Here is a 15,039-nt window from a genome sequence, read left to right as displayed (position 1 = left end):
GGGTGCTCACGGGCGGCAGGCGGCTGCCCGAGCTGGGCGCGCACTACTACGCGCCCACGGTGCTGGAGAACGCGGACGCCACCATGGCGTGCGCGTGCGAGGAGACCTTCGGGCCGGTGGCGCCGCTCACGCGCTTTGGCAGCGAGGCGGAGGTGATCGCGGCGGCCAACGACACGCCCTTCGGGCTGGCGGCGTACTTCTACAGCCAGGACGTGCGGCGGATCTGGCGCGTGGCGGGGCTGCTGGAGACGGGCATCGTGGGCATCAACGAAGGGGCGCTGGCGGCCGAGGCCGCGCCCTTCGGCGGGGTGAAGGAGTCGGGCTACGGCCGCGAGGGCTCCACCCACGGGCTGGAGGACTACCTGCACACCAAGTACCTCTGCCAGGGCGGGCTCGACTGATTTCTCCGGCCCCCGACACAGGCAACCCACCGGAAAACCCATGCACCACTGAATCGATTCCCCCTTCCGGCACGGTGCGCGTGGGCGCCGTGCCGGCCTTTGTCCGTCCACCGCCAGAAAAACCTATACCAACACCAGGAGACAACCATGGTTCCCATCGCTTCACCTTCCGGCGCCCGCACCCGCGCGGCCCGCCGCGGCGTGCTGCTCTCGGCCGCGCTCGCGCTCTGCGGCCTGGCCGCGCCGCTCTCGGCCGTGCAGGCGGCCGATGCCTATCCGTCCAAGCCCGTCACGCTGCTGGTGCCCTACCCGGCCGGCGGCGCCAACGATGCCGTGGCGCGGCTGGTCGGGCAGAAGCTGGGGGATGCGCTCAAGCAGCCGGTGGTGATCGACAACCGCCCCGGGGCCGGCACGACCATCGGCACCACCGCGGCGGCCAAGGCCGCGCCCGACGGCTACACGCTGGTGCTGGGCTCGCTCGCCAGCCACGCCGTGAGCCCGCACCTGTATGCCAGGCCCGGCTACGACGCGGTGGCGGATTTCGCGCCCATCGGCCTGATCGGCGTGGTGCCGATGGTGCTCGTGGTGGCCCAGGACTCGCCCTACGCCAGCGTGCGCGCGCTGGTGGACGCCGCGCGCAAGCAGCCCGGCACGCTCAACTACGGTTCATCGGGCAACGGCTCGCCGCTGCACCTCTCGGCCGAACTGTTCAAGCAGGCCGCGCAGGTGCAGATCAACCACGTGCCCTACAAGGGCGGCAACGCGCACACCATGGACCTCATGGGCGGCCGGCTCGACATGATCCTGGACACGCTCACGAGCGCTTCGCCGCTCATCAAGGGCGGCAAGGTGCGTGCGCTCGCCGTGGCCGCGTCCGCGCGCCTGCCCGAGCTGCCCGACGTGCCCACCTTCGCCGAGGCCGGCTACCCCGGCTTCGAGGTCAACGCCTGGTATGCGCTCTACGCGCCCGCCAAGACCGGCAAGGAGGTGCTGGCCACGCTCAACACCGCGCTGAACGCCGTGCTGCGCCAGCCCGAGGTGCTCGAACGCCTGGGCGCGCTCGGCGTGCGCCCGCAGCCGGGCACACCGCAGGCGCTGGCGCGCTTCACGCAGGACGAATGGAACCGCTACGGCAAGGTCATCCAGTCCAACGGCATCAAGATCGACTGATGCGCCCGTGCCTGCCTCCACGCCTGTCGACCCTCCACCCGACCGCTCCATGAACGATCCATCCACGCCGTCCCCCCGGGAATCCGCAGCGCCAGCCCCCTTCGACGTCCTCGTCACCGCCGCGCATTGGTCGGAGGGCGCGCAAGATCTCGTGCGCACCGCCGGCGGGCGCGTGCACTGCATGGAGGGCCCCGTGACCGAGGAAACGCTGGCCGCGCAGCTGTCGGCCACGGGCGCGCAGGCGCTCGTGGTGCGCGGCTCGCCGCCCGTGACCGGGCGCGTGCTGGCCGCGGCGCCCGCACTGCGCATCGTGGCCAAGAACGGCGCGGGCGTGGACAGCGTGGACCGCGGCGCCGCCCGGCAGCGCGGCGTGGCGGTGGCCGTGGCGCTGGGCGCCAATGCCGGCGCGGTGGCCGAGCATGCGCTGGCGCTGATGCTCGCGCTCACGCGCCAGTTGCCGGAGCTGGACCGCCGCGTGCGCGCGGGCGGCTGGGCCGGCAGCCAATGGCAGGGGCGCGATTTCCGGGGTTCGGTGGTCGGCATCGTGGGCTACGGCAGCATCGGCCGCGCCACCGCGCGCCTGGCCGCGGCCCTGGGCGCGCAGGTGCTGGTGCTGCGCCCCGCGGGCGGGGCCGACGGCTTCGATGCCGAGCCCGATCTGGAGCGCTTTCTCTCGCGCGTGGACACCTTGAGCCTGCACTGCCCGCTGACCGAGCGCACGCGCGGCCTCATCGGCGCGCGCGAGCTGGGCTGGATGCGGCCCGGCGGCCTGCTCATCAATACCGCCCGCGGCCCCGTGGTGGACGAAGCGGCGCTCATCGCGGCGCTGCAGAGCGGCTACCTCGCCGGCGCGGGGCTGGACACCTTCGACACCGAGCCGCTGCCCGCGCAGCACCCGCTCGCAGCCCTGCCCCAGGTGCTGCTGACGCCCCACGTGGCCGGGGTGACCCGCGATGCCGCGCTGCGCGTGGCGGTGGCGACAGCGCGCAATATCCTCGACCATCTCCAGGGGCGGCCGCTGCAGCCCGGGCACCTGCTGCCGGCCGGCTGACCGCCCGGGGCCAGCGCCTTCCCGACTTTCGCCGACGATCCACCTCCTTCCCCCTCCGTCCCACGCCATGCCCGCACACAACCCCTTCCAATCCGCCCTCGCCGCCTGCCGGCCCCAGATCGGCCTGTGGCTTTCCATGGCCGACCCCTACCTGGCCGAGGCTGCCGCCACCACGGGCTACGACTGGCTGCTGATCGACGGCGAACATGCGCCCAACGACGTGCGCAGCACGCTCGCCACGCTGCAGGCCGTGGCGCCCCACTCCGCGCAACCCGTGGTGCGCGTGGTGGAAGGCAGCACCGCGCTCATCAAGCAGATGCTGGACATCGGCGCGCGCACGCTGCTCGTGCCCATGGTCGATACGGCCGAGCAGGCCCGTGCCATCGCCGCGGCCACGCAGTACCCGCCGCGCGGCATCCGCGGCGTGGGCAGCGCCGTGGGGCGCGTGTCGCAATGGAGCGGCCGCGCCGATTACCTTGCCGTGGCCGATGACGAGGTCTGCCTGCTCGTGCAGGCCGAGACCGTGACCGCGCTGCAGAACCTGCCGGCCATCTGCGCGGTGGAGGGCGTGCACGGCGTCTTCATCGGCCCGGCCGACCTGGCCGCCTCCATGGGGCACCGCGGCAACCCCGGCCATCCCGAGGTGCAGGCCGCCATCGAGGACGCCATGCGGACCATCATCGCCAGCGGCAAGGCCGCGGGCACGCTCACGTCCGATCCCGCGCTCGCGCAGCGCTACCTCGACCTGGGCTGCACCTTCGTGGCCGTGGGGGTGGACGTGTTGATGTTCGTCAACGCGGCGCGGCGGCTGCGCGCGCAGTTCGGGGGCGCGGCGGAGGTGCCGGCACCGAAACCGGGCGCCGCCTATTGAAGTGTGGCTGAGCTGCCACCCCGAAGGCGGTTTCAGCGAATACACTGTCGACCCGGTAACAATTTGCTAACAACTGGAGGTGATGGTGAAAAAAATCCTATTGGGCTTGGTGGCAGCAGTGGCTGCCGGTACGTCGTTCGGCGCTACGGTCAACGTCAACAGCACGGGCAACTACGCGACCATCCAGAACTACACGAACTGCACCTCGGTGCCCGCCAGCCTGTGCGCGAACTTCCTGACTTCGCACAATGTGTCGGGCACGTTCACCACCACCGGCGCCCTGCCGGCCAACGCCAGCAACGTGGAGATCGGCTCCACGGTCACCTCCTACAGCTTCTCCAGCGGCCTGGACACCGTGGCCTCGACCGATACCAACGCACGGCTCAATTCGCTGCGCATTTCCACCGACGCCTCCGGCAACATCACCTCGGTGAACCTGCTGCAGGCCGTGCTCTGGATGACCGGAGCGGCACCGCACACCACGGCGGACCGCTTCATCGCAATCGTCGTATCGGGCGCCAACGGCACGGCCACCCACAATTCCGGTTGCCAGACGACCGGTACGGGCAACAGCGGCGTGACCGATACCTGCCTCGTCTCGACGGTGTCCGACACCTCCCGCAGCACGGCCAACAGCTCGCCTGTGAGCTATGCCATGGCCCAGGCCCCGGTGGCCACGACGGCCGCGATCCCCACCCTGTCCGAATGGGGCCTGATCCTCATTGCATCGCTGCTGGGCATGTTCAGCATCGCACGGCTGCGCCGTCAGCGCTGATCTGCGCGCGGGGCTCACCCCTCTCACGAAAAAACCCGCCGATGGCGGGTTTTTTTGCAGGTGCGGTGTCCGTAGCGATCAGCTGCCGGCCACCTTCATGCGGTTGACCAGGATGGATCCCACGGTCTTGGCACCATAGTTGTAGGCGTCGGCGCCCACGGCCTCGATGCCCTGCAGCATGTCCTTCATGTTGGACGCGATGGTGATCTCGTGGACCGGGAAGGCGATCTCGCCGTTCTCCACCCAGAAGCCGCTCGCGCCGCGCGAGTAGTCGCCGGTGACGTAGTTCACGCCCTGGCCCATGAGTTCGATCACGAACAGGCCCGTGCCGAGCTTCTTCAGCATGGCGTCCAGATCGTCCTCGGGCCGCGTGAGGCGCGACGTTAGCACCAGGTTGTGCGAGCCGCCGGCATTGCCCGTGGTCTGCATGCCGAGCTTGCGGGCCGAGTAGCTGCTGAGGAAGTAACCCTGCACCTCGCCGGCATCCACCACCTTGCGGGGCGACACGCGCACGCCCTCTTCGTCGAAGGGCGAACTGCCCTTGCCACGCGCGATGAAGGGGTCTTCGTCGATGTGGATGTGCTCGGGGAAGACGCGCTGGCCCATCGAGTCGAGCAGGAACGTGCTCTTGCGGTAGAGCGCGCCGCCGCTCACCGCCTGCGTGAAGGCGCCCAGCAGGCCGGCGGCCAGGGGCGACTCGAACAGCACCGGGCATTCGGTGGTGGGGATCTTGCGGCTGCCCAGGCGGCTCAGCGCGCGCTCGGCCGCATAGCGGCCCACGGCGGCGGGCGAGGACAGCGCTTCGGCGCTGCGCATGGAGGTGTACCAGGCGTCGCGCTGCATCTCGGCATTGCGGCCGGGCATCGAGGCGATGGGCGCCACCGACAGGCTGTGCCGGGAGCTGGCGTAGCCGCCCCGGAAGCCCCGGGTGTGGGCGCTGAAGAAATGGCTTTGCTGCGCCGACACCGAGGCGCCTTCGCTGTTGGTGATGCGCTTGTGGGTGCGCAGCGCGGCCTCTTCGCATTCGAGGGCGATGCGCGCGGCGTCTTCGCTGGTGATCGACCAGGGATGGAAAAGATCCAGGTCGCGGTGCGTGCCGGGCGCAGCCACGTCGGCCTCGTCGGGCAGGCCGGCCACGGGGTCTTCGGCCGTGAACCGCGCGATGTCGTAGGCCGCCTGCACGGTCTGCTCGATGGCGCGGGTGGAGAAGTCGGACGTGCTCGCATTGCCCCGGCGGTGGCCGATGTAGACCGTCACGCCCAGGGACTTGTCACGGTTGCGCTCCACGGTTTCCAGCTCGCCCTTGCGCACGCTCACCGACAGGCCGCAGCCTTCGGAGGCCTCGGCGCCGGCATCGGTCGCGCCGAGCTTGCGGGCATGGGCGAGGGCCCGGTCCACGAGTTCCTCGAACACGCCGCGGCTGTAGCTGAAGCCGTTGCCGGGTGCGGACCCGGACACGGCAGGCGCGGGGGAGACGGAGCGGGTGGTGGGTGCAGCGGCAGGGGCTGCGGCGCGGGAGCGGGGTGTCGTCATATCGGCGGCTATGATACTTGCCGCCCCATGCCTCCGCAGAGGCACCTCCATTCCCCCTCTCCATGTCCCGTAAACCCAAAAAAGGCTATTACGTGAAGGGCCATTTCGTTGCCGAAGGCAGCGAGCTGGACCTGCAACTCAAGGCCGAGCTCAAAGGCACGTCCGAGGCCAGCCGCACCGATCTCAAGCGCGAAAGCGACGCCCTGCAACAGCTCGGCCAGGACCTGCTGACCCTGCGCAACGACCTGATGGAGCGCCTGCAGCTGCCCGAGAAGCTGCGGGACGCGCTGGCCGAGGCCCGCCGCATCACCAACTTCGAGGGCAAGCGCCGGCAGATGCAGTACGTGGGCAAGCTCATGCGCCAGCTCGATCCGGCCGTGGCCATCGCGGCGCGCGCCGCCCTCGACGAGCAGCACAACGGCTCGGCCACCGAGAAGCTCGCGTTGCACGAAGCCGAACACTGGCGCGACCGCCTCATCGGCGACGACGGCGCCCTGCCGCTCTGGATGGAGCGCTTTCCGCGCACCGACACCCAGCAGCTGCGCGCGTTGATCCGCCAGGCCCGCAAGGACGCCCCGGAAGGCAAGGAAGCGAACGTGCAGGTCTCCCAGGGCCTGGCGCCCCGCAAGGGCCGCGCCTACCGCGAACTGTTCCAACTGGTGCGCGAGCAGATGGACGACGCGGGCACCCAGGCCCGCCACGAAGGCACCGAGCACGATGCCTGAGGCCACCGCGGCACTGCCGCCGCCCGAACCGGTACGCATCGGCATCGTCTCGGTGAGCGACCGCGCGAGCAGCGGCGTCTATGAAGACAAGGGCCTGCCCGCGCTGCGCGACTGGCTGACCCGCGCCCTGCACAACCCGCTGCATTTCGAGCCGCGGCTCATCCCCGACGAACGCGAGCGCATCGCGGCCACCCTCACCGAACTGGTCGACGCCGCAGGTTGCCACCTCGTGCTGACCACGGGCGGCACCGGTCCGGCCCCGCGCGACGTCACGCCCGATGCCACGCTGGACGTGGCGCACCGCGAGATGCCGGGCTTCGGCGAGCAGATGCGGCAGATCGGCCTGCGCTTCGTGCCCACGGCCATCCTGTCCCGGCAGGTCGCGGTGGTGCGGCACGGCTGCCTGATCGTCAATCTGCCGGGCCAGCCCAAGGCCATCGCGGAGACGCTCGAAGGCCTGAAGGATGCCGGGGGCCACGCGGTCGTTCCGGGCATCTTCGCGGCCGTTCCGTACTGCATCGATCTCATCGGCGGGCCGTACCTCGAGACGCGCGACGCGGTCTGCCAGGCGTTCCGCCCCAAGGATGCCCGCCGCCCGGCACGGCCGGAGTGACCCCCGGCCGCGCGGTTCCCCGGGCTGCCGGCGGGCTGGCGCCATGCTTTTTGCGCATGCGCGATGCGCAGGCCCGGCCTTTGCAAGGAAGGCGTAAGCCTGAGACGCCATAAAGCGCGGCCGTGCGCTTCCGCCGGCCTTTTTGCCCCTGCCCTTCGCACCCCATGTCCCTGCTCCTGTCCGCCCTCGCCCACTTGGTCATCCTGGCCGTCATGCTCCTCCTGTTCTTCCGGTACCGGGGCATGAAACGGCGCCAGGACTCTCTGGTCCGGAGCCTCAAGGGCCGCCGCTTCTGGCGCATCAACGTGGCACGGCCGCGGTTCTTCAAGCGCTGGTTCCGCCTGCTGGCCTTCGAAGGCAAGGGCGTGCTGATCGCCGAGGGCGAAGACAGCGTGCGCATCAAGGGTTTCTGGAACAAGGACGGACGGCCGTTCGACGTGCTGATCGACCTGCGCCAGAGCCGCGCGGAGTGGCTGGGCAACCGCACGATGCGCTCCGGCAACCTGCACTGGGCGCAACTGACGACACCGCGCGGCGAAATTCTCTTCACGGCCGACACGGGCATGAATGCGCTGCTGTCGCGCGAAGCCCTGGCGGACATCTTCCATGCGGTCTTCACGGAGCAGGAACTGACCGAAGAGCAGACGAAGGATTTCGCCCTGGAGAAGAACCCGCGCAGCCGGGTGGTGATGGCGCTCTTCTTCGCGCTGCTGTTCTTCGCGCTCATCGACACCTTCGTGGTCTCGCGCTTCGAGCTGACCGACGCGCAGATCGTCCGCATCCTGCGCCATCCGCTCACCTGGGCCGGCACGCTGGCCGCCGGGGTGCTCGCCTGGCTGCTGACCTACCGGCACCTGCTGGGCGGCGGCGTGCCGGCACGCGAATCGCAGGCGCTCACGGGGCTGCTGGTGACCGTGCTCCTGCTGAGCGCGCTGCCGGTCGCCAAGCGCATCGACCAGGTGCTGGCGGATTCACCGGCGAAGGACTACGACTACCGCATCACCGGAGTGGCCCGCCTGGAGCCGGCCGATCCCCGGCTGGGGCTGCCGCCGATGACCTTCCCGCGCGCGAAGGAGTTCTGGTCGCAGTACCCCACCGGCTCGACCTACCCCATTCCGTACCTGCGCGGGCCCATGGGCCTGTGGCAGCTCGACCATGAGGCGTTCGACGCGCCGATCCGCGCGTTCTACGAAAAGCGCTGAGACCAGGGAGACGCAGGGGCCGGGCTACTTGCCCACCAGGGCGTTGAGCTTCTCGGCCTCGAACTGCTCGTTGCGCGTGGCATCGCAGGGCACGCAGTCGCGGGCCTGCGGCGCGGCGTGCGAGAGCTTTTCGATGGCGGCCCAGAGCAGTGCGATCTGACGCTCCTGCGAGGAGGCGTTGTCGATCAGGCCGCGCATGGCCTGCGACAGCGGATCGTCCTCCTGGGTGACGCCGTAGGCCGAGAACGGCCGCGGCGGCTGCGGGCCCGCCTCGGTCACGTCGGCGCTCTGGCCCGCGCGCGAGGGAATGATGCGCGCTGGAATGCCCACGGCCGTGGCGCCGGCAGGCACGGGCTTGATGACCACGGCGTTGCTGCCGATCTTGGCGCCGTCGCCCACCACGAAACCGCCCAGCACCTTCGCGCCCGCACTGACCACCACGTCGCGGCCGAGCGTGGGATGCCGCTTGGCGCCCTTGTAGAGCGAGGTGCCGCCCAGCGTGACCCCCTGGTAGATGGTGCAGCCGTCACCGATCTCGGCGGTTTCGCCCACGACCACGCCCATGGCGTGGTCGAAGAAAACGCGGTTGCCGATCTTCGCGCCGGGGTGGATCTCGATGCCCGTGAACCAGCGCGCGAAGTGCGAGATGAAGCGCCCGGGCCATTTCAGGCCGTGCGTCCAGCACCAGTGCGCGGGCCGGTGCAGCCAGATCGCGTGCAGGCCCGGGTAACAGGTGACCACCTCCCAGGTGCTGCGGGCCGCGGGGTCGCGGTCGAGGATGCACTGGATGTCGGAGCGCAGGCGGGCAAGCATGGGAAGGCGGTGGGCTTACGGGGGAATAAGCACGTAACGGAAAGAGCCGTGCAGTCTATCGCTTCGCCCGCGCGGCTTCCGTCATCGCCTTGGCGACACCGCGCAGGATGTGGATTTCCTCGGGGCTGGGTTGCGCGCGGTTGAAAAGCTGGTTGAGCCGGGGCATGAGCTTCTTGGGCGCCGCCGGATCGAGGAAGCCGATGTCCACCAGCGCGCGCTCCCAGTGCGCCAGCATGCCCGCCACCTGCGCCGCGTCGGCCCGGTCGGCCGCGGGCGCCGCATCGCGCACGGGAAAGCCGCCCAGCGCCAGCCGCCATTCGTAGGCGATCACCTGGATGGCCGCGCCCAGGTTGAGCGAGCCGAAGCCGGGGTTGGTGGGGATGGAAAGCGCCACATGGCAGCGGTAGACGTCCTCGTTGGCCATGCCGAAGCGCTCGGAGCCGAACAGGAAGGCCACGCCGGTCTCGGGGGCCGGCGCCTCCTCTGCCGGACCGGGTACCATCGGCAAGCCGCCTTCCAGCGCCAGATCGGCCAGATGCCGCCGGGAACATTCATTTGTTTGCTCTCTTTTTAATAGCAAATCGAAGTGCTCGCGCGGCGTGCGCGTGGGGGGGCCGAAGTCGCGCGGGGTCATCGCGGTGGCGCAGAGGTGGCTGATGCCATCCAGCGCCTCGTCCAGCGTTTCGACGATGCGCGCGTTCTCCAGCACGTCGAGCGCACCGCTCGCGCGCTGGATGGTTTCCTCGCGGCGCAGCACGTTGGCCCAGCGCGGGGCCACCAGCACCAGGTCGCCGAAACCCATGGTCTTCATGGCGCGCGCGGCGGCGCCCACGTTGCCGGCATGGCTGGTCTGGATGAGGATGAAGCGGGTTTTCATGGCGGAAGGCGGCAAGCGGAGCAACCGGCGATTGTCGCCGCTGGGCCGTGCCGGGCCCGTCGTGTAGCATTCGCGCCCTTCCGCCATGCCCCACATCGTCGCCCGCCAATTGCAAAAGTCCTACCGCATCCACGAGCGCGACCCTGGCGTGCTCGGCGCGCTGCGGGCGCTGGTGCGCCCGCGCCACCGCACGGTGGAGGCACTCGGGGGCGTGTCGTTCGCGCTGCAGCGCGGCGAGATGCTGGGATTCATCGGCCCGAACGGCGCGGGCAAATCGACCACCATCAAGATCCTGGCCGGCATCCTGCGGCCCGACGGCGGCAGCGTCGAGATCGACGGGCGCGACCCCTTCCTCGACCGCGAGCGGCACGTGGGCCGCATCGGCGTGGTGTTCGGGCAGCGCACCCAGCTGTGGTGGGACCTCCCGGTGGGCGACGGCTTCGCGCTGCTGCGCGACATCTACCGTGTGGCCCCGGATCGCTTCGCCCGCACACGCGACGAACTGGTGGCGCTGCTGGGCCTGGAGCGGGTGCTGGAGCAGCCGGTGCGCCAGCTTTCGCTGGGCCAGCGCATGCGCGCCGAGATCGCCGCCGCGCTGCTGCACGAGCCCGACATCCTGTTCCTCGACGAGCCCACCATCGGCCTGGACGCCCCCTCCAAGCTGGCCGTGCGCGACTTCGTGCGGCGGGCCAACCGCGAACGCGGCACCACGGTGCTGCTCACCACGCACGACATGCACGACGTCGAGGCGCTCGCCGGGCGTGTGATCGTGATCGGCCACGGCCGCGTGCTGGCCGACGGCCCCGTGGAGGCGCTGCGGGCGCAGGTCGCCGCGGCGCGGGGCGCGGACGGCGCCCTGCACGGGCAGGACGGGGCGGACGACCTGACCATCGAAGCCGTCATCGCGCGCTTCTATGCGCTGCACGGCGCGTCGGAATCCTGAAGGCCCGCCGGGATGACCGCACGCGAACTCCTGCGCCCCTACACGGCGGCCTTCGCCTCGCGCTTTCTCGTCATGCTGCAGTACCGCACGGCCGCTTGGGCGGGCTTCATCACGCAGTGCTGGTGGGGCGGCATCAAGGCCATGGTGCTGACCGCCTTCTATGGCGGAGCGGCCGCTGCCGCCGGCACACCCCTTTCGCTGGAGCAGGCCATCACCTATGTCTGGCTGGCGCAGGGGCTGTTCGCCCTGCTGCCCTGGGCGAGCGATCCGGAGATCGCGCAGGCGGTGCGCACCGGCGCCGTGGCCTACGACCGGCTGCGGCCCGTCGATGCCTATGCGCTGTGGTTCGTGCGCTCGGCCGGGTGGACCGCCGCGCGCGTGCTGCCCCGCCTCGCGCTGATGGCGGCCTTCACCGGCGTGGCCCTGCCGCTGGCGGGCCTGGGCCACTGGGCCCTGCAGCCGCCGGCAGCACCCGCGGCGGCGCTGGGCTTTGCGGTGTCGGTGCTGCTGGCACTGCTGCTGTCCACCGCGCTGGTGATGCTGCTCAACATCGCCACGGCGGCCGCGCTGAACGAGCGCGGCATCAACACGCTGGCCGGCCCGCTGGTCATCGTGCTGTCGGGCAACCTGCTGCCGCTGGCCCTGCTGCCGGACGCATGGCAGCTCGCGCTGCTGCTGCAGCCGCTGGCGGGCGTGGTGGACATCCCTGCCCGCATCTACTTCGGCCGCATGGCCGGCCAGGACGCACTGGCGGGGCTGGGCCTGCAGTGCCTCTGGCTACTGCTGCTCGTGGCACTGGGCCGCGCCTGCATGGGGCGCACCCTGCGCCGCCTCGAGGTGCAGGGCGGATGACACGGCCGATGGGATCGCTGGCCCTGTTCTGCCGCCTCGCGCTGGCCTCGCTGAGCGGGCAGGCGCGCTACCCGGCCTCGGCGCTGATGCTGACCGCCGGGCAGTTCCTGGTCACGGGCATCGAGGCGATCTCCGTGTGGGCGCTGTTCCACCGCTTCGGCGACGTGCAGGGCTGGCGCATCGGCGAAGTGGCCGTGTTCTACGGGCTCGTGAACTGCATGTTCGCGATCGCGGACGCGCTGGGGCGCGGCTTCGACGTGCTGGGCACGCAGTTCCTGCGCACCGGCGCCTTCGACAGACTGCTGCTGCGCCCCCGCCCGGTGTGGCTGCAGCTGATAGGCCACGACGTGCGCTTCAGCCGGCTGGGCCGGCTGCTGCAGGGCCTGGCGGTGCTGTGGTTCGGCACCGTCCAGGCCGGCGTCGCCTGGACCGCGGAATCGGCGGCACTGGCGGTGTTCGCGGTGGCGGGCGGCGTGGCGCTCTTCCTCGGCATCCTGGTGCTGCAGGGCGCGCTGTCTTTCTGGACCGTGGAGAGCCTGGAGGTGGCCAACGTGCTGACCTACGGCGGCGTGGAGGCCGGGCAATACCCGCTCGCGCTGTACGCGCAATGGTTCCGCCGCCTGCTGACGTTCGCGGTGCCCCTGGCCTGCGTGGCCTACTACCCCGTGCTGCCCATCCTGGGCAAGGCCGATCCGCTGGGCGCGCCCGCGTGGGTGGGCTGGGTGTCGCCGCTGGCGGGCTTCGCCTTCCTGGCGGCCGCGTCGCTCTTCTGGCGGCTGGGGGTGCGCCGCTACGCCTCCACCGGCAGCTGAGCCCGACCTGCCGCGGCGAGAGCGCCCCTGGCGGGAAAGCCGGTATCCGCCAGCGGCGCTAAAATGCCCGGTTTCCACGCCCGCATCGCCGGGCGCACTCCCCGGCCCCGCCGGCCGCAGCTCCTTCTTCACAATTTATGTCGTCCAATCTGCATCCCATGCTCAACGTGGCCATCAAGGCCGCACGCGCCGCCGGCGCCATCATCAACCGCGCGGCGCTCGACGTGGAATCGGTGCGCATCTCCCAGAAGCAGATCAACGACTTCGTGACCGAAGTGGACCATGCGAGCGAGCAGGCCATCATCGAGACGCTGCTCACGGCCTACCCCGGCCACGGCATCCTGGCGGAAGAATCCGGCAACCAGCACGGCGCCAAGGATTCCGAATTCATCTGGGTCATCGACCCGCTGGACGGCACCACCAACTTCATCCACGGCTTCCCCGTCTATTGCGTGAGCATCGCGCTCATGGTGCGCGGCAAGGTCGAGCAGGCCGTGATCTACGACCCGACGCGCAACGACCTGTTCACCGCCACCAAGGGCCGCGGCGCCTACCTGAACGAGCGCCGCATCCGGGTCTCCAAGCGCACGCAGCTCAAGGAAAGCCTGCTCTCCACCGGCTTTCCGTTCCGCCCGGGCGACAACTTCAAGACCTACCTGCACATCATGTCCGACGTGATGCAGCGCACGGCCGGCCTGCGCCGCCCCGGCGCGGCCGCGCTGGACCTGGCCTATGTCGCGGCCGGCTTCACCGAAGGCTTCTTCGAGACCGGCCTTTCGATCTGGGACGTGGCCGCCGGCTCGCTGCTGGTGACCGAGGCCGGCGGCCTGGTGGGCAATTTCACGGGCGAGGCCGACTTCCTGGAGCAGCGCGAGTGCCTGGCCGCCACGCCGCGCATCTACGGGCAACTGGTGCCGATCCTCACCAAGTACAGCAAGTTCGCCAGCGCGGGCGACAAGGCGTCCGTGCGCCAGGCCGTGCAGGCGCATGGCGACGATGTGCCCGCCGCGGCCGACGATGCCGCTGCAGCCGCGGAGCCCGCCGCCCCGGAAGCGGACGACAGCGAAGACGCTCCGCGCGCGCCCTTCTGACCTGTCCGGAGGCGCTGCCCCCAGGGCATGGGGCCGGTGGCGCCTCGCCCCCCGTGGGCGGCAACGCCCGCCCTGCCCCAGGCCCGAGTGGCCGGCGCCACGGGCCCGAGGAGCGTGCGCCACCGGGCAGTGCCCGGAGGCACGCGGCGCTGCCGGGCGGTGCTCCGGATCACTCCGGATCGGGGTATTTGAGCGCGATGCGGCGGAAATCTTCCGCCAGGTCCACGAAGGCATCCACCATGTCGGGATCGAAGTGGGAGCCCCGGCCTTTCACGATGGTGGTGCATGCCTGCTCGTGCGAGAAAGCGGGCTTGTAGACACGGCGGCTGATGAGCGCGTCGTACACGTCGGCCACGGCCATGAGCCGCGCCGACACCGGGATCGCATCGCCCGCGAGCCCCACCGGGTAGCCGGTGCCGTCCCACTTCTCCTGGTGGCTGTAGGCGATTTCCTTGGACACGCTCAGGAACGCCACGCGCATGCCCAGCCGGCGCTCCGCATCCTCGATGGCGTCGCGCCCGAGGGTGGTGTGGGTTTTCATGACCTCGAACTCCTCCGCCGTGAGCTTGCCGGGCTTCAGCAGGATGCTGTCGGGAATGCCGATCTTGCCGATGTCGTGCAGGGGTGCGGACTTGTAGAGCAGGTCGATCATGCGCTCGTTGAGCGCGCCCTCGAAGCGCGGGTGGCGCGAGAGGCGCTCGGCCAGGGCCTTCACGTAGAGCTGCGTGCGGCGGATGTGGTTGCCGGTCTCGTTGTCGCGCGTCTCCGCGAGCGAGGTCATGGCCATGATGGTCACGTCCTGGATGGCCTGCACTTCCAGCGTGCGCAATGCCACCTCGCGCTCCAGGTAGGCGCTCTTGTCGCGCAGGAAATCGGCCGTGGCCTTGAGCGTCAGGTGGGTGTGCACGCGCGCCAGCAGGATGGGCGGGCTGATGGGCTTGGTGATGTAGTCCACCGCGCCCGCGGCCAGCCCGCGGCGCTCGTCCTCCGGCGTGCAGCGCGCGGTGAGGAAGATGACCGGGATGTCGCGCGAGCCCGCATGCGCCTTGAGCTGCCGGCAGACCTCGTAGCCGTCGAGCCCCGGCATCATGATGTCCAGCAGGATCAGGTCGGGGGGCGCCTCCGACTGCGCGATGCGCAGCGCCTTCTCGCCGTGGGTCGCCACCTTCACGAGGTAGTGGTCGCGCAGCAGCGTGGCCATGAGCGTCAGGTTGTCGGGCGTGTCGTCCACCACCAGCACCGTGGCGATCGACTTGTCCTGGAACGCGTGGTCATCGGAAATCGGTAGGGTGTCCATGGTCTCTTCTGCC

General features: G+C 70.5%; 16 protein-coding genes. 12 read left to right on the top strand and 4 right to left on the bottom strand.

Annotation, left to right across the window (positions count from 1 at the left end; all coding sequences use genetic code 11):
* The 5 genes from BM144_RS19930 to BM144_RS19910 form a co-directional block, all read left to right on the top strand.
* The coding region (locus BM144_RS19930) for an aldehyde dehydrogenase family protein (RefSeq protein WP_139225783.1) at positions 1-401 on the top strand (401 nt) is incomplete at its 5' end.
* Positions 402-548: 147 nt separating this feature from the next.
* The gene (locus BM144_RS19925; protein ID WP_092956558.1) at positions 549-1,571 is read left to right on the top strand and encodes a Bug family tripartite tricarboxylate transporter substrate binding protein; all 1,023 of its coding nucleotides are present in this window, start codon (positions 549-551) and stop codon (positions 1,569-1,571) included.
* Between the two features lie 49 nt (positions 1,572-1,620).
* Positions 1,621-2,622 (top strand): NAD(P)-dependent oxidoreductase, encoded by a 1,002-nt coding sequence (locus tag BM144_RS19920; RefSeq protein ID WP_092956554.1) that lies wholly within the window; start codon positions 1,621-1,623, stop codon positions 2,620-2,622.
* A gap of 67 nt (positions 2,623-2,689) precedes the next feature.
* Positions 2,690-3,493, top strand: a complete 804-nt coding sequence (gene hpaI, locus BM144_RS19915) for a 4-hydroxy-2-oxoheptanedioate aldolase (RefSeq protein ID WP_092956550.1) — start codon at positions 2,690-2,692, stop codon at positions 3,491-3,493.
* Positions 3,494-3,578: 85 nt separating this feature from the next.
* Positions 3,579-4,268 carry an IPTL-CTERM sorting domain-containing protein gene (locus BM144_RS19910; RefSeq protein WP_245783748.1) on the top strand — a complete coding sequence of 230 codons (690 nt, stop codon included), beginning with the start codon at positions 3,579-3,581 and terminating at the stop codon, positions 4,266-4,268.
* Between the two features lie 78 nt (positions 4,269-4,346).
* Here the strand turns inward: BM144_RS19910 and pmbA are convergent, their stop codons facing one another.
* Complete coding sequence (gene pmbA / locus BM144_RS19905) at positions 4,347-5,801, bottom strand: metalloprotease PmbA (RefSeq protein ID WP_092956544.1); 1,455 nt, start codon at positions 5,799-5,801, stop codon at positions 4,347-4,349.
* Between the two features lie 62 nt (positions 5,802-5,863).
* Here pmbA and yjgA point away from each other — a divergent pair, with 62 nt between their 5' ends.
* The 3 genes from yjgA (at position 5,864) to BM144_RS19890 (ending at position 8,341) form a co-directional block, all read left to right on the top strand.
* Positions 5,864-6,526, top strand: coding sequence for a ribosome biogenesis factor YjgA (yjgA, locus tag BM144_RS19900; RefSeq protein WP_092956541.1), 663 nt, complete (start codon positions 5,864-5,866; stop codon positions 6,524-6,526).
* A complete protein-coding gene (gene mog / locus BM144_RS19895) occupies positions 6,519-7,139 on the top strand; it encodes a molybdopterin adenylyltransferase (RefSeq protein ID WP_092956538.1) in 621 nt (206 codons plus the stop codon). Before yjgA ends, mog begins: the two co-directional genes overlap by 8 nt.
* A 164-nt stretch (positions 7,140-7,303) precedes the next feature.
* Entirely contained in the window at positions 7,304-8,341 is a 1,038-nt protein-coding gene (locus BM144_RS19890; protein ID WP_092956535.1) for a hypothetical protein, read from the top strand.
* A 24-nt stretch (positions 8,342-8,365) separates the two neighbouring features.
* Here BM144_RS19890 and cysE read toward each other — a convergent pair whose 3' ends face one another.
* Both cysE and BM144_RS19880 read right to left on the bottom strand, forming a co-directional pair.
* On the bottom strand, positions 8,366-9,154 hold the full coding sequence (gene cysE / locus BM144_RS19885; RefSeq protein WP_092956532.1) for a serine O-acetyltransferase: 789 nt from the start codon (positions 9,152-9,154) through the stop codon (positions 8,366-8,368).
* A 55-nt stretch (positions 9,155-9,209) separates the two neighbouring features.
* On the bottom strand, positions 9,210-10,031 hold the full coding sequence (locus BM144_RS19880; protein WP_092956586.1) for an RNA methyltransferase: 822 nt from the start codon (positions 10,029-10,031) through the stop codon (positions 9,210-9,212).
* Positions 10,032-10,116: 85 nt separating this feature from the next.
* Here BM144_RS19880 and BM144_RS19875 point away from each other — a divergent pair, with 85 nt between their 5' ends.
* The 4 genes from BM144_RS19875 (at position 10,117) to BM144_RS19860 (ending at position 13,729) form a co-directional block, all read left to right on the top strand.
* Positions 10,117-10,974, top strand: a complete 858-nt coding sequence (locus BM144_RS19875) for an ABC transporter ATP-binding protein (protein ID WP_092956529.1) — start codon at positions 10,117-10,119, stop codon at positions 10,972-10,974.
* Between the two features lie 12 nt (positions 10,975-10,986).
* Complete coding sequence (locus BM144_RS19870) at positions 10,987-11,826, top strand: ABC transporter permease (protein WP_092956525.1); 840 nt, start codon at positions 10,987-10,989, stop codon at positions 11,824-11,826.
* 8 nt (positions 11,827-11,834) lie between these two features.
* Complete coding sequence (locus tag BM144_RS19865; protein ID WP_217644361.1) at positions 11,835-12,638, top strand: ABC transporter permease; 804 nt, start codon at positions 11,835-11,837, stop codon at positions 12,636-12,638.
* Positions 12,639-12,775: 137 nt separating this feature from the next.
* Positions 12,776-13,729, top strand: a complete 954-nt coding sequence (locus BM144_RS19860; RefSeq protein WP_092956519.1) for an inositol monophosphatase family protein — start codon at positions 12,776-12,778, stop codon at positions 13,727-13,729.
* Between the two features lie 169 nt (positions 13,730-13,898).
* On the opposite strand, the gene BM144_RS19855 is transcribed toward BM144_RS19860, so the two are convergent.
* Positions 13,899-15,026 carry a response regulator gene (locus tag BM144_RS19855; protein ID WP_092956516.1) on the bottom strand — a complete coding sequence of 376 codons (1,128 nt, stop codon included), beginning with the start codon at positions 15,024-15,026 and terminating at the stop codon, positions 13,899-13,901.
* Positions 15,027-15,039: the final 13 nt, after the last annotated feature.

This window comes from Paracidovorax konjaci (assembly GCF_900112675.1).
Taxonomy (GTDB): domain Bacteria; phylum Pseudomonadota; class Gammaproteobacteria; order Burkholderiales; family Burkholderiaceae_C; genus Paracidovorax; species Paracidovorax konjaci.
The sequence above is the reverse complement of the archived record's forward strand: the minus strand, read 5'-3'. Positions and strand labels throughout refer to the sequence as shown.

What these genes read in the sequence shown, in the direction of transcription:
- BM144_RS19865 (WP_217644361.1), top strand. Translation starts at nt 11,835, where the DNA reads ATGGGATCGCTGGCCCTGTTCTGCCGCCTCGCGCTGGCCTCGCTGAGC.
- hpaI (WP_092956550.1), top strand. Translation starts at nt 2,690, where the DNA reads ATGCCCGCACACAACCCCTTCCAATCCGCCCTCGCCGCCTGCCGGCCC.
- BM144_RS19920 (WP_092956554.1), top strand. Translation starts at nt 1,621, where the DNA reads ATGAACGATCCATCCACGCCGTCCCCCCGGGAATCCGCAGCGCCAGCC.
- BM144_RS19880 (WP_092956586.1), bottom strand. Translation starts at nt 10,031, where the DNA reads ATGAAAACCCGCTTCATCCTCATCCAGACCAGCCATGCCGGCAACGTG.
- mog (WP_092956538.1), top strand. Translation starts at nt 6,519, where the DNA reads ATGCCTGAGGCCACCGCGGCACTGCCGCCGCCCGAACCGGTACGCATC.
- cysE (WP_092956532.1), bottom strand. Translation starts at nt 9,154, where the DNA reads ATGCTTGCCCGCCTGCGCTCCGACATCCAGTGCATCCTCGACCGCGAC.
- yjgA (WP_092956541.1), top strand. Translation starts at nt 5,864, where the DNA reads ATGTCCCGTAAACCCAAAAAAGGCTATTACGTGAAGGGCCATTTCGTT.
- BM144_RS19875 (WP_092956529.1), top strand. Translation starts at nt 10,117, where the DNA reads ATGCCCCACATCGTCGCCCGCCAATTGCAAAAGTCCTACCGCATCCAC.
- BM144_RS19870 (WP_092956525.1), top strand. Translation starts at nt 10,987, where the DNA reads ATGACCGCACGCGAACTCCTGCGCCCCTACACGGCGGCCTTCGCCTCG.
- BM144_RS19925 (WP_092956558.1), top strand. Translation starts at nt 549, where the DNA reads ATGGTTCCCATCGCTTCACCTTCCGGCGCCCGCACCCGCGCGGCCCGC.
- BM144_RS19860 (WP_092956519.1), top strand. Translation starts at nt 12,776, where the DNA reads ATGTCGTCCAATCTGCATCCCATGCTCAACGTGGCCATCAAGGCCGCA.
- BM144_RS19890 (WP_092956535.1), top strand. Translation starts at nt 7,304, where the DNA reads ATGTCCCTGCTCCTGTCCGCCCTCGCCCACTTGGTCATCCTGGCCGTC.
- pmbA (WP_092956544.1), bottom strand. Translation starts at nt 5,801, where the DNA reads ATGACGACACCCCGCTCCCGCGCCGCAGCCCCTGCCGCTGCACCCACC.
- BM144_RS19855 (WP_092956516.1), bottom strand. Translation starts at nt 15,026, where the DNA reads ATGGACACCCTACCGATTTCCGATGACCACGCGTTCCAGGACAAGTCG.